General features: G+C 60.8%; 12 protein-coding genes. All 12 read left to right on the top strand.

Features of this window, described 5'->3' with window-relative positions; genetic code table 11:
- The first annotated feature begins 206 nt into the window (after positions 1-206).
- The 12 genes from mraZ to AC1DWM_RS04845 are packed head-to-tail and all read left to right on the top strand — an operon-like array spanning position 207 to position 13,573.
- The gene (mraZ, locus tag AC1DWM_RS04900) at positions 207-662 is read left to right on the top strand and encodes a division/cell wall cluster transcriptional repressor MraZ (protein WP_223515300.1); all 456 of its coding nucleotides are present in this window, start codon (positions 207-209) and stop codon (positions 660-662) included.
- Positions 659-1,606: a 16S rRNA (cytosine(1402)-N(4))-methyltransferase RsmH gene (rsmH, locus tag AC1DWM_RS04895; protein ID WP_411741845.1), complete on the top strand. Its 948-nt coding sequence runs from the start codon at positions 659-661 to the stop codon at positions 1,604-1,606. The genes mraZ and rsmH overlap by 4 nt, the downstream gene beginning before the upstream one ends.
- Complete coding sequence (gene ftsL, locus AC1DWM_RS04890; RefSeq protein WP_223515297.1) at positions 1,603-1,896, top strand: cell division protein FtsL; 294 nt, start codon at positions 1,603-1,605, stop codon at positions 1,894-1,896. The genes rsmH and ftsL overlap by 4 nt, the downstream gene beginning before the upstream one ends.
- Positions 1,896-3,635 carry a peptidoglycan D,D-transpeptidase FtsI family protein gene (locus AC1DWM_RS04885; protein WP_223515444.1) on the top strand — a complete coding sequence of 580 codons (1,740 nt, stop codon included), beginning with the start codon at positions 1,896-1,898 and terminating at the stop codon, positions 3,633-3,635. The genes ftsL and AC1DWM_RS04885 overlap by 1 nt, the downstream gene beginning before the upstream one ends.
- A complete protein-coding gene (locus tag AC1DWM_RS04880; protein ID WP_223515279.1) occupies positions 3,635-5,098 on the top strand; it encodes a UDP-N-acetylmuramoyl-L-alanyl-D-glutamate--2,6-diaminopimelate ligase in 1,464 nt (487 codons plus the stop codon). Before AC1DWM_RS04885 ends, AC1DWM_RS04880 begins: the two co-directional genes overlap by 1 nt.
- Positions 5,091-6,458 (top strand): UDP-N-acetylmuramoyl-tripeptide--D-alanyl-D-alanine ligase, encoded by a 1,368-nt coding sequence (locus AC1DWM_RS04875; RefSeq protein ID WP_477794733.1) that lies wholly within the window; start codon positions 5,091-5,093, stop codon positions 6,456-6,458. The genes AC1DWM_RS04880 and AC1DWM_RS04875 overlap by 8 nt, the downstream gene beginning before the upstream one ends.
- Positions 6,458-7,540, top strand: a complete 1,083-nt coding sequence (gene mraY, locus AC1DWM_RS04870) for a phospho-N-acetylmuramoyl-pentapeptide-transferase (protein ID WP_027922688.1) — start codon at positions 6,458-6,460, stop codon at positions 7,538-7,540. The genes AC1DWM_RS04875 and mraY overlap by 1 nt, the downstream gene beginning before the upstream one ends.
- Before the next feature lie 6 nt (positions 7,541-7,546).
- A complete protein-coding gene (gene murD, locus AC1DWM_RS04865; RefSeq protein WP_477794732.1) occupies positions 7,547-8,893 on the top strand; it encodes a UDP-N-acetylmuramoyl-L-alanine--D-glutamate ligase in 1,347 nt (448 codons plus the stop codon).
- Positions 8,890-10,107, top strand: a complete 1,218-nt coding sequence (gene ftsW / locus AC1DWM_RS04860; protein ID WP_477794731.1) for a putative lipid II flippase FtsW — start codon at positions 8,890-8,892, stop codon at positions 10,105-10,107. The genes murD and ftsW overlap by 4 nt, the downstream gene beginning before the upstream one ends.
- Positions 10,097-11,167, top strand: coding sequence for an undecaprenyldiphospho-muramoylpentapeptide beta-N-acetylglucosaminyltransferase (murG, locus tag AC1DWM_RS04855; protein ID WP_223515272.1), 1,071 nt, complete (start codon positions 10,097-10,099; stop codon positions 11,165-11,167). Before ftsW ends, murG begins: the two co-directional genes overlap by 11 nt.
- On the top strand, positions 11,160-12,620 hold the full coding sequence (gene murC, locus AC1DWM_RS04850; RefSeq protein ID WP_223515269.1) for a UDP-N-acetylmuramate--L-alanine ligase: 1,461 nt from the start codon (positions 11,160-11,162) through the stop codon (positions 12,618-12,620). The genes murG and murC overlap by 8 nt, the downstream gene beginning before the upstream one ends.
- Complete coding sequence (locus AC1DWM_RS04845; RefSeq protein WP_477794730.1) at positions 12,617-13,573, top strand: D-alanine--D-alanine ligase; 957 nt, start codon at positions 12,617-12,619, stop codon at positions 13,571-13,573. Before murC ends, AC1DWM_RS04845 begins: the two co-directional genes overlap by 4 nt.
- Position 13,574 lies beyond the last annotated feature (1 nt).

Here is a 13,574-nt window from a genome sequence, read left to right as displayed (position 1 = left end):
CTGACTCAAGTTATTGAGTGTGATGACACGTCGGATTTCCGTAACACCTCCTCCTACGCTCCTAAATCTCAGTTCTGTAAGGGTTTTCCTTTAATCCGCGCCTTGACGGTGCGGTGGCCGCATTCCTATAGTGTGCACAAGTGGCGGAAAGTGGCATGAAGTGGGTTTTTTGAACGTAAAACGCTAAAATTTGGAGAGACGCTGACGTGTTTCGCGGAGCTAACGCTATCAGTCTCGATGCAAAGGGCCGACTCGCCATGCCGAGCCGGTACCGTGACGAGCTCGTTTCGCGTAGTTCCGGTCAGTTAATCGTCACAATTGACGCCGTTGATCCATGTTTGTGTGTTTATCCCCTCGATGAGTGGGAAGTTATTGAAACCAAACTGCGCGCACTGCCTTCGCTTCGCGAAGAGAACCGCCGCCTGCAACGTTTACTGATTGGTAATGCCGTCGACCTCGAGCTCGATGGCAGTGGTCGTTTTCTGGTTCCACCGCGTCTTCGTGAATATGCCAAGTTGGATAAGCGCGCGATGTTGGTAGGCCAACTGAACAAGTTCCAATTGTGGGACGAGGATGCCTGGGATGCGGTTTCTGCCGCTGACCTGGCTGCTATTCAACAACCGGGCTCTATGCCTGATGAACTGCGTGATTTGATCCTGTGACTATTGATAGCGGCTTTAACCACATCACCGTACTGCTTGACGAAGCCGTCGAGGCTCTCGCCGTACGTCCTGATGGCTGCTATCTGGACGGCACGTTCGGGCGCGGCGGGCACAGCCGGCTGATCTTGAGCCAGCTGGGTCCCGATGGCCGGTTGCTTGGATTTGATAAAGATCCTCAAGCGATTGCCACCGGGCAGACGCTAGCGGCCGAAGACGGCCGCTTTGTCGTTGTGCAGCGCAGTTTTGCCGAGCTGGGTTCGGAAGTCGCCGAGCGCGGTCTGGCCGGCAAGGTCAGTGGTGTTTTGCTTGACCTCGGCGTGTCTTCGCCGCAGCTCGACGACCCTGAACGCGGCTTCAGTTTCCTCAATGACGGCCCGCTGGACATGCGCATGGACCCATCCCGCGGGATCAGCGCTGCGGAGTTCGTCAACACCGCACCGGTGGAAGAAATCGCTCGCGTGTTCAAGGAATATGGCGAAGAACGTTTCTCCGGTCGTATGGCCCGGGCCGTGGCCGAGCGTCGCGACATCAAGCCGTTCGAGCGCACCGCGGACCTGGCCGAAGTCCTGAAAGTCGCCAATCCGGCGTGGGAAAAAGGCAAGAATCCGGCGACCCGCGCGTTCCAGGGCCTGCGCATTCACGTCAACAACGAACTGGGCGATCTGGAAGCCGGCCTCGAAGCCGCACTGGAATGCCTGGAAGTCGGCGGCCGTCTGGTCGTTATCAGCTTCCACTCGCTGGAAGACCGCATCGTCAAACTGTTCATGCGCAAACTGGTTAAAGGTGAAGCCGACAACTTGCCGCGCAACCTGCCGGTACGTCACGTCGCTTTCGAACCGATCATCAAAATCCATGGCAAAGCCAAGTCCGCCTCCGAGGCCGAACTCAAAGCCAACCCACGTTCCCGTAGCGCCGTCATGCGCGTGGCGGAGAAGCTGCGGTGAGCAAGCTTTTCGCCAAGCCACTGCCCGGCGGAAGCTTTTTCATGCTGCTGTTGTTTGTGGGCGTGCTTGTTTCAGCGATCGGCGTTTCGTACAGCGCTCACTGGAACCGTCAGCTGTTGAACTCGCTGTACAACGAGTTGAGCGTGCGCGACAAGGCGCAGGCCGAGTGGGGCCGTTTGATCCTTGAACAGAGCACCTGGACCGCCCATAGCCGTATCGAAGTACTGGCCTCCGAACAGCTGAAGATGCGCATTCCCGGCGCAGCTGAAGTGAAGATGGTGGCGCCATGATGAAACTCGAAGGCGCAATGTTCCCATGGCGTTTCCGCGTGGTGGTGGGATTGCTCGGCATCATGGTTGCGGCGATTTCCTGGCGCATCATCGACCTGCAAGTCGTCGACCGTGCCTTCCTTAAAGGTCAAGGCGATGCGCGTAGCGTTCGTCATATTCCGATTCCGGCTCACCGTGGTCTGATCACCGACCGTAACGGCGAGCCTTTGGCCGTGAGTACCCCGGTCACCACGCTGTGGGCCAACGCCAAGGAAATGCAAACGGCCAAAGAGAAGTGGCCGGCACTGGCGGCTGCCCTGGGTCAGGACCCTAAAGCCCTGGCTGAACGTCTCGAAGCCCAGGCCAACAAAGAATTCATTTACCTGGTACGTGGGCTGACCCCCGAGCAGGGCCAGTCCGTGCTTGACCTGAAAGTACCGGGCGTCTACGGCATTGAAGAGTTCCGGCGTTTCTACCCGGCCGGTGAAGTCACCGCGCACATGGTTGGATTTACCGACATCGATGATCACGGTCGTGAAGGGGTCGAGCTAGCCTATGACGAATGGCTCGCCGGGGTCCCCGGCAAGCGTCAAGTCATCAAGGATCGGCGCGGAAGGCTGATCAAAGATGTCCAGGTCACCAAAAACGCCAAGGCCGGCAAGCCCTTGGCGTTGTCCATTGACCTGCGCCTGCAATATCTGGCCAACCGCGAACTGCGTAACGCGATCATCGAGAACGGCGCCAAGGCGGGCAGCCTGGTGATCATGGACGTGAAGACCGGCGAAATCCTGGCCATGGTCAACCAGCCGACCTACAACCCGAACAACCGTCGCAATCTGCAGCCGGCGATGATGCGTAACCGCGCGATGATCGACGTGTTCGAGCCGGGTTCGACCATGAAAGCCGTCTCTATGAGCGCCGCGATTGAAACCGGGCGCTGGAAGCCGAGCGATACCGTCGAGGTGTATCCAGGCACCTTGCAGATTGGTAAGTACACCATCAAGGACGTATCGAAGTCCGAAGGTCCGGTACTCGACCTGACCGGCATCCTGATCAATTCCAGTAACGTCGGCATGAGTAAAGTCGCGTTCGATATCGGCGGCGAGACGATTTTCCGTCTGGCGCAAAAACTCGGCCTCGGCCAGGACACCGGTCTCGGCTTCCCGGGCGAACGTGTCGGCAACCTGCCGAACTACCGCGAGTGGCGCAAGGCTGAAACCGCCACGCTGTCCTACGGCTACGGTGTTTCCGTGACCGCGATTCAGCTGGTCCACGCCTTCTCGGCGCTGGCCAACAACGGTCGCCTCGCACCCTTGACCCTGATCAAAACCGACAAGGCGCCGCAGACCACGCAAGTGCTGCCGGAAGCCGTCTCGAAAACCATGCAAACCATGCTGACCCAAGTGATCGAGGCACCGCGCGGTGTATTCCGTGCGCAAGTGCCGGCGTATCACGTGGCCGGCAAGTCGGGTACTGCGCGCAAGACGTCGGTGGGCACCAAAGGCTACGCCGAGAACTCTTACCGCTCGCTGTTCGCAGGCTTCGGGCCGATGAGCGATCCGCGTTACGCGATCGTCGTGGTCATCGATGAACCGACCAAGGCCGGTTACTTCGGTGGTCTGGTCTCGGCGCCAGTGTTCAGCAAAGTGATGTCCGGGACACTGCGCCTGATGAACATTACGCCGGACAACCTGCCGCCGACTGAAACCGCGAATGCAACCCCCGTCGTACCGCTGAAAGCCAATGGAGGGCGCGGCTGATGTCTCTGAGTCTGAACAAAATTTTTGCCCACGCCGGTCGCGATCTGTTGATCCGCGAATTGGCACTCGACAGCCGCAACGTGCGCGCTGGCGATCTGTTTCTCGCCGTCCCGGGCGGGCGCTTCGACGGTCGCGCGCACATCGCCGACGCCCTGCAACGCGGCGCTGCCGCTGTGGCTTATGAAGTCGAAGGCGCAACCGTATTGCCGATCACCGAAGTGCCGCTGATTCCGGTCAAAGGCCTGGCGGCGCAGCTGTCGGACATCGCCGGGCGTTTTTATGGCGACCCGAGCCGTCACTTGAATCTGATTGGCGTGACCGGCACCAATGGCAAAACCAGCGTGACTCAACTGGTGGCCCAGGCGCTCGATCTGCTGGGCCAACACTGCGGCATCGTTGGCACGCTGGGCTCCGGTTTCTACGGCGCGCTGGAAAGCGGTCTGCACACCACGCCGAACCCGATCGCCGTGCAAGCGACCCTGGCCGACCTGAAAAAGGCCGGCGCCAAAGCCGTTGCCATGGAAGTCTCCTCCCACGGTCTGGATCAGGGCCGCGTGACCGCGCTGGCGTTTGATGTGGCGGTGATGACCAACCTGTCCCGCGATCACCTCGATTACCACGGCACCATGCAGGCCTACGGCGAAGCCAAGGCCAGGCTGTTTGCCTGGAACGATTTGAAGTGCCGGGTGATTAACCTCGACGACGAATTCGGCCGCCAACTGGCCGCCGAAAAGGGTGAGTCGCGTTTGATCACCTACAGCCTGGAAGACACCAGCGCCTACCTGTATTGCCGTGAAGCGCAATTCGACGACGAAGGTGTGCGCGCCACATTGGTGACGCCTCAGGGCGAGCACCATTTGCGCAGCGCCTTGCTCGGTCGTTTCAACCTGAGCAACGTACTGGCCGCGGTCGGCGCCTTGCTCGGTCTGGATTACGCGCTGGACGAAATCCTCCACGTCCTGCCGAAGCTCGAAGGCCCGGCCGGTCGCATGCAGCGCCTGGGTGGCGGTACTCAGCCGCTGGTGGTGGTCGATTACGCGCACACCCCGGACGCGCTGGAAAAAGTCTTGATGGCCCTGCGTCCACACGCCAAAGGTCGCTTGCTGTGCCTGTTCGGCTGCGGCGGCGATCGTGATCGCGGCAAGCGTCCGCTGATGGCTGAAGTGGTTGAGCGTCTGGCCGACGGTGTGCTGGTGACCGATGACAATCCGCGCACCGAAGACCCGGCGGTGATCTTCGATGACATCCGCGCCGGCTTCAAGGCTGTGGATAAAGTGACTTTCGTGGCAGGCCGGGGCCAGGCGATTGCCCAGTTGATCGCCAGCGCTTCGGTGGATGACGTGATTGTTCTGGCCGGTAAAGGTCACGAGGACTATCAGGAAATCAACGGCGAGCGTCACGCCTTCTCCGATCTGGTCGAGGCCGATCATGCCCTGACCGCGTGGGAGGTGGCCCATGCTTAAAGCCTTGAAGTTGAGCGAATTGACTGGCGCGCTGAATGCTCGCCTGATCACTGCCGACGCCACGTTCGACGGCGTCAGCATAGACAGCCGTGCGATCAAGCCCGGCCAACTGTTTATTGCCCTGACTGGCCCGCGTTTCGATGGTCACGACTATTTGAACGATGTCGCAGCCAAAGGCGCCGTCGCAGTGTTGGTCGAGCGCGAAGTCGCCGACAGCGCACTGCCACAGCTACTGGTCAATGACACCCGCCAGGCTCTCGGCCAACTGGGTGCACTGAACCGTGCGGCGTTCACCAACCCGGTCGCGGCCATCACCGGTTCCAGCGGCAAGACCACGGTCAAGGAAATGCTCGCGAGCATCCTGCGCACGCGCGGTCCGGTGTTGGCCACCCGTGGCAACCTGAACAACGACCTCGGCGTACCGCTGACCTTGCTCGAACTCGCGCCGGAACACACCGCTGCCGTGATCGAGCTCGGTGCTTCGCGCCTTGGCGAAATTGCCTACACCGTGGGCATGACCAAACCTCACGTGGCCATCCTCAACAACGCCGGGACCGCCCACGTTGGCGAGTTCGGCGGGCCGGAAAAAATCGTTGAAGCCAAAGGCGAAATTATTGAAGGGCTCGAGGCCGATGGCATCGCCGTTCTTAATCTCGACGACAAGGCGTTTGAAATCTGGAAGGCCCGCGCGGCCGGGCGCAAAGTGCTGACATTCGCCCTGAGCAACCTCAGTGCCGACTTCTACGCCAGCGACCTGGACCGCGATGCTCGTGGTTGCCCGGCGTTTAACCTGCACACGCCTGAAGGGGTGGAGCGCGTTCAATTGAACCTGCTCGGCACGCATAACGTCGCAAACGCCATGGCTGCCGCCGCTGCCGCTCATGCCTTGGGCGTGTCGCTGTTCGGCATCGCCACGGGGCTGGCCGCCGTGCAACCGGTCAAAGGGCGCACCGTCGCGCAACTGGCCACCAATGGCATGCGCGTGATTGATGACACGTACAACGCAAACCCGACCTCCATGTGTGCCGCCGTTGATATACTCGCCGGCTTTTCCGGTCGCACCGTCCTGGTGCTCGGAGACATCGGCGAGTTGGGCGATTGGGCGGAGCAGGGGCACCGCGATGTGGGTGAATACGCCCGCGGCAAGGTGTCCGCGCTGTATGCCGTCGGACCCAACATGGTTCACGCCGTAAACGCTTTCGGTCCACAGGCCTTTCACTTCAGCACTCAGGCTGAGCTGATCAAGGCCCTGGGCGCCGAGCAAGACACCAACACCACCATTTTGATCAAGGGCTCGCGTAGCGCTGCGATGGAAAACATCGTCGCCGCTTTGTGCGGGTCCAGTCTGGAGAAACATTAATGCTGCTGCTGCTAGCGGAGTATCTGCAACAGTTCTACAAAGGCTTCGCGGTCTTTCAGTACCTGACCCTGCGCGGGATTCTCGGTGTGCTGACTGCGCTGGTCTTGTCGCTGTGCTATGGCCCGTGGATGATCCGCACCTTGCAGAACCGTCAGATCGGTCAATCCGTTCGCAACGACGGTCCACAATCGCACTTGTCCAAGTCGGGTACTCCGACCATGGGCGGCGCGCTGATTCTGTCGTCCATCGGCGTCAGCACCTTGCTCTGGGCCGACCTGAGCAACCGTTATGTCTGGACTGTGCTGCTGGTGACCTTGTTGTTCGGCGCCATCGGCTGGGTCGACGATTACCGCAAAGTGATCGAGAAAAACTCCCGTGGCTTGCCGAGCCGCTGGAAGTACTTCTGGCAGTCGGTGTTTGGTCTGGGCGCAGCGGTCTTCCTTTACATGACCGCTGCTACTCCGGTGGAAACCACCCTGATTCTGCCGATGCTCAAGGATTACAGCATTCCGTTGGGCGCAGGCTTCATCGTGCTGACCTACTTCGTGATCGTCGGCTCGAGCAACGCCGTCAACCTGACTGACGGCCTCGATGGTCTGGCCATCATGCCGACCGTGATGGTCGGCGGTGGTCTGGGGATCTTCTGCTACCTGTCGGGTAACGTGAAATTCGCTGAATACCTGCTGATTCCCTATGTACCGGGCGCGGGTGAACTGATTGTGTTCTGCGGCGCGTTGATCGGTGCGGGCCTCGGGTTCCTGTGGTTCAACACCTACCCGGCACAGGTTTTCATGGGCGACGTCGGCGCACTGGCGCTGGGCGCGGCCCTGGGCACCATCGCGGTGATCGTCCGTCAGGAAATCGTCCTGTTCATCATGGGCGGTGTGTTCGTGATGGAGACCCTGTCGGTCGTCATCCAGGTTGCTTCTTTCAAGATGACCGGTCGCCGTGTGTTCCGCATGGCACCGATTCACCACCACTTTGAACTCAAGGGCTGGCCTGAGCCACGCGTGATCGTCCGTTTCTGGATCATCACCGTGATTCTCGTCCTGGTCGGCCTTGCCACCCTGAAGCTGAGGTAGAAACTCGTGTCTCTGATCGCTTCTGACCACTTCCGCATCGTTGTCGGCCTCGGCAAGAGCGGCATGTCCCTGGTTCGCTTCCTGGCGAACCGGGGCACGTCGTTTGCTGTCGCCGATACGCGGGAAAATCCACCGGAACTGGCCGCGCTCAAGCGTGACTATCCGCACGTGGAAGTGCGTTGTGGCGAGCTGGACGTCGAGTTCCTGTGCCGTGCCGACGAGCTCTACGTGAGCCCTGGCCTGGCGCTGGCGACCCCGGCCCTGCAGGCTGCCGCTGCCCGTGGCGTGAAATTGTCCGGCGACATCGAGCTGTTCGCGCGTAACGCGAAGGCACCGATTGTCGCCATCAGCGGTTCCAACGCGAAAAGCACCGTCACTACCCTGGTCGGCGAGATGGCGGCCGCGGCGGGCAAGCGAGTTGCCGTCGGCGGCAACCTCGGTACGCCGGCACTGGACCTGCTTGGCGATGACATCGAGCTGTACGTGATGGAGTTGTCGAGTTTCCAGCTGGAAACCACCGATCAACTTAACGCCGAAGTGGCGACCGTACTCAACGTCAGCGAAGACCACATGGACCGTTACAGCGGTCTGCCGGCCTATCACCTGGCCAAGCACCGTATCTTCCGTGGCGCCAAACAGTTTGTGGTCAACCGTCAGGACGCCCTGAGCCGCCCGTTGATTGGCGAGGGCCAGCCATGCTGGACCTTCGGGTTGAGCAAACCGGATTTCAAGGCCTTCGGTATCCGCGAAGAAGATGGCGAGAAGTACCTGTCCTTCGAATTCCAGAACCTGATGCCGGTGCGCGAGTTGAAAATCCGTGGTGCCCACAACCAATCCAATGCCTTGGCGGCCTTGGCGCTGGGCCACGCTGTCGGTCTGCCATTCGACGCCATGCTCACGGCCCTGCGCTCCTTCGCCGGGCTTGAGCATCGTTGCCAGTGGGTCCGTGACCTGGATGGCGTCGGCTATTACAACGACTCCAAAGCCACCAACGTCGGCGCCGCGCTGGCAGCCATCGAAGGCCTGGGTGCGGACATCGGTGGCAAGATCGTGCTGATCGCCGGTGGCGACGGCAAGGGTGCCGAGTTCAATGATCTGCGTGATCCGGTGGCGGCCAACTGCCGCGCCGTGATCCTGATGGGCCGTGATTCCGACAAGATCGGCCAGGCCATCGGCGAAGCCGTACCGCTGATTCGCGTCAGCTCACTGGTTGAAGCCGTGGAGCAATGCCGCGCTGTTGCCGAACCAGGTGACGTGGTGCTGCTGTCACCTGCCTGCGCCAGTTTCGACATGTTCAAGAACTACGAAGACCGTGGTCACCAGTTCGTCCAAGCCGTGGAGGAACTGGCATGAGCCTGAAAAACATCATCAAGCCTTATCCGTCGCCGATCATCACCGGGCGCGGTATCGACCTCGATTTCCCGATGCTCGCCGGTTGCCTGGCATTGATCGGCCTGGGGCTGGTCATGATTGCATCGGCATCGACCGAAGTGGGGGCGGTGCAGTCGGGCAGTGCGCTGTATTACATGATTCGCCACCTTATTTACGTGGTGCTGGGCCTGGGGGCCTGCATCGTCACCATGATGATTCCGATTGCCACCTGGCAACGCTTGGGCTGGATGATGCTGCTGGGTGCGTTCGGTTTGCTGGTGATGGTGATCGTTCCGGGGATCGGCCGTGAAGTGAACGGTTCGATGCGCTGGATCGGCTTCAGTTTCTTCAACGTTCAGCCTTCCGAGATCGCCAAGGTGTTCGTGGTGATCTACCTCGCCGGTTATCTGGTGCGTCGCCAGAAAGAAGTGCGTGAAAGCTGGATGGGCTTCTTCAAGCCGTTCATCRTGCTGTTGCCGATGGCAGGGCTGTTGCTGATGGAGCCGGACTTCGGTGCCACTGTCGTGATGATGGGGGCGGCTGCGGCGATGCTTTTCCTTGGCGGGGTCGGGCTGTTCCGGTTTTCCTTGATGGTGGTCCTGGCCGTCGCGGCGGTGGTGTTGTTGATTCAAGTGCAGCCATATCGAATGGCGCGCCTGACCAACTTTGCCGATCCGTGGGCCGACCAGTTCGGTGCCGGCTATCAGTTGTCGCAAGCATTGATCGCGTTCGGCCGCGGCGAGTGGCTGGGCGTTGGCCTGGGCAACAGCGTGCAGAAACAGTTCTACCTGCCTGAAGCTCACACTGACTTCGTGTTCTCGGTACTGGCTGAAGAACTGGGTGCCGTGGGTTCGTTGTGCACCGTGGCGCTGTTCACCTTTGTCTGTATTCGTGGCATGTACATTGGTTATTGGGCCGAGAAGGCCAAGCAATTCTTCGCCGCCTACATCGCGTACGGCCTGTCGTTCCTGTGGATCGGTCAGTTCCTGATCAACATCGGCGTGAACGTCGGTCTGCTTCCGACCAAAGGCCTGACGCTGCCGTTCCTCAGTTATGGCGGCAGTTCGCTGGTGATTTGCGGTGCCTGTCTCGGCTTGTTGCTACGCATAGAGTGGGAGAGTCGAACCCACCTGGGCAGTGAAGAGATGGAGTTCCATGAGAGCGACTTCGCCGAGGAGCCGACCCATGGGCGCTAACGTATTGATCATGGCGGGCGGCACCGGGGGCCACGTGTTCCCTGCGCTGGCCTGTGCTCGTGAATTCCAGGCCCGCGGTTACACCGTGCATTGGCTCGGAACACCGCGTGGCATCGAGAACGATCTGGTGCCGATGGCCGGTATCGAGCTGCATCGGATCAACGCCAGCGGTCTGCGCGGCAAGGGCAAGCTGTCCTTGCTCAAGGCACCGTTCATGTTGCTCAAATCCGTCTGGCAGGCGCGGGCGATCATTCGTCAGCTGCAGCCGGTGTGCGTGGTCGGCTTCGGTGGTTTTGTGACCGGCCCTGGTGGTGTTGCCGCCAAACTGTCTGGTGTGCCGGTGATCGTTCACGAACAAAACGCCGTGGCCGGTACCGCCAATCGGTTGCTGGTGCCGTTGGCCGCCCGGGTCTGTGAAGCGTTCCCCGACACCTTTACCCTGTCGGACAGCCGTCGGACCACCGGTAACCCGGTGCGCACCGAGCTGTTCCTCGAAACAGCGCGACCAGCCCTGGCTGGTCGCAAGGCGCGTTTGCTGATCCTGGGCGGAAGCCTGGGCGCAGAACCGTTGAACAAACTGCTGCCTGAAGCCCTGTCGCAAGTCGACCCCGACCTGCGTCCGGAAGTGTTTCATCAGGCCGGAAAAAACCACGATGAAGTGACTGCAGAGCGCTATCGCGCGGCTGGCGTCGAGGCGCAAGTGCAGCCTTTCATCAAAGACATGGCCCAAGCCTATGGCTGGGCCGACCTGGTGGTGTGCCGCGCAGGCGCGCTGACCATCAGTGAACTGGCCGCCGCCGGTCTGCCTTCGATGCTGGTGCCTTTGCCCCACGCGATCGACGATCACCAGACCCGCAACGCCGATTATTTGGCCCGTGAAGGCGCTGCCTTCCTGATGCCGCAAAGAACGACTGGCGCAGCGGATCTTGCCGCTCGCCTGACAGAGGTCCTGATGCAACCACAACGACTCAACGATATGGCCTGCGCGGCACGCCGCCTGGCCAAACCCGATGCCACCCGTAACGTGGTCGATACCTGCCTGGAGGTGGCCCATGGTTGAGAATCAGAAAGCCATGCCGCAACCGGAAATGCGCCGCATCCGTAAAATCCACTTCGTCGGTATCGGCGGCGTGGGCATGTGCGGCATCGCTGAAGTGTTGTTGAACCTGGGCTATGAAGTGTCCGGTTCCGACCTGAAAGCGTCGCCAGTGACCGAGCGCCTGGAGTCTTTCGGCGCGCAGATCTTTATCGGCCACCGCGCCGAGAACGCCGCGTCTGCCGATGTGTTGGTGGTGTCGAGCGCCGTCAACACCTCCAACCCGGAAGTCGCGACTGCGCTGGAACGCCGTATTCCGGTGGTGCCTCGCGCCGAGATGCTGGCCGAACTGATGCGCTACCGTCACGGTATCGCCGTCGCCGGTACGCACGGTAAAACCACCACCACCAGCCTGATCGCTTCGGTGTTCGCGGCCGGTGGCCTGGACCCGACGTTCGTCATTGGTGGCCGTCTGAATGCCGCGGGCACCAATGCCCAGCTCGGCACCAGTCGTTACCTGATTGCCGAAGCCGACGAAAGCGACGCCAGTTTCCTGCACTTGCAGCCGCTGGTGGCCGTGGTCACCAACATCGACGCCGATCACATGGCGACCTACGACGGTGACTTCAACAAACTGAAGAAAACCTTCGTCGAGTTCCTTCACAACCTGCCGTTCTACGGTTTGGCTGTGGTGTGCCTGGACGATCCGGTGGTGCGTGAAATCCTCCCGCAGGTCAAACGCCCGACCGTCACTTACGGCTTTGGCGATGACTGCGACGTACGCGCCATCAATGTGCGTCAGCAAGGCATGCAGACTTTCTTCACGGTGCTGCGCCCTGATCGCGAGCCGCTGGATGTCTCGGTGAACATGCCGGGCAACCACAACGTATTGAACGCGCTGGCCACCATCTGCATCGCCTCTGACGAAGGTGTCAGCGATGAAGCCATTGTCCAGGGCTTGTCCGGGTTCCAGGGTGTCGGTCGTCGCTTCCAGGTCTACGGCGAACTGCCGGTCGAAGGCGGCAACGTGATGCTGGTCGACGACTACGGTCACCACCCGACCGAAGTCGCCGCGGTTATCAAAGCCGTGCGTGGTGGCTGGCCGGAGCGCCGCCTGGTGATGGTTTACCAGCCGCACCGTTACAGCCGCACCCGCGACCTGTACGACGATTTCGTCAATGTACTGGCTGACGCCAACGTCCTGCTGTTGATGGAAGTCTATCCGGCTGGCGAAGAGCCGATCCCGGGCGCCGACAGCCGCAAGTTGTGCAACAGCATCCGTCAGCGCGGTCAGTTGGACCCGATTTACATCGAGCGCGGTGTCGATCTTGCGCCGCTGGTCAAGCCACTGCTGCGTGCCGGCGACATCCTGCTGTGCCAGGGCGCCGGTGATATCGGTGGCCTTGCACCCAAACTTTTGAACAGTCCGTTGTTCGCTGGCGCCGTTGCCGCGCCAAGCGTGGGGAAGTTGAAATGACTGCTGCTTACGCCAACCTCGTCTCCACTGTCGCGCCGACAGACTTCGGCCGCGTTGCCGTGCTCTTCGGCGGCAAGAGTGCCGAGCGGGAAGTTTCCCTGAAATCGGGTAACGCGGTCCTCGCAGCACTGCAAAGTGCCGGTGTGGACGCGTTCGATCTCGACGTCGGCGATGACCTGTTGCAGCGTTTGCTCAACGAAAAGATCGACCGCGCCTTCATCATCCTCCACGGTCGTGGTGGCGAAGACGGCAGCATGCAGGGCCTGCTCGAATGCCTGGGTATTCCGTACACCGGCAGCGGCATTCTGGCTTCGGCGCTGGCCATGGACAAGCTGCGCACCAAACAGGTCTGGCACAGCCTGGGTATTCCGACGCCGCGTCACGCCGTATTGAGCAGCGAAGCCGATTGTATTTCGGCAGCGACGGAACTGGGCTTCCCTTTGATCGTCAAACCGGCGCATGAAGGTTCAAGTATCGGTATGGCCAAAGTGAGTTCCGCGTCCGAATTGATCGACGCCTGGAAAGCGGCCAGTACCTACGATTCGCAAGTGTTGGTCGAACAATGGATTCACGGTCCGGAGTTCACCATCGCCACCCTGCGTGACCAGGTGTTGCCTCCGATTGCCCTGGGCACGACGCACAGCTTCTACGACTACGACGCCAAGTACATCGCCAACGATACCCAGTACCGCATTCCGTGCGGGCTGGACAGCACCAAGGAAAAGGAACTCATGGACCTCACGGCGAAAGCCTGCGAGGCGCTGGGTATCGCCGGTTGGGGCAGGGCAGACGTGATGCAGGATTCCGACGGGCAGTTCTGGTTCCTGGAAGTGAACACCGCACCGGGTATGACCGATCACAGCCTGGTGCCGATGGCGGCCCGTGCTGCCGGTCTGGATTTCCAGCAACTGGTTCTGGCCATTCTGGCAGCCAGTTTCGAGGTAAGAGGTTAAG

This window comes from Pseudomonas sp. P4_C8, from assembly GCF_056401975.1.
This window is presented reverse-complemented; position numbering and strand designations above follow the sequence as displayed.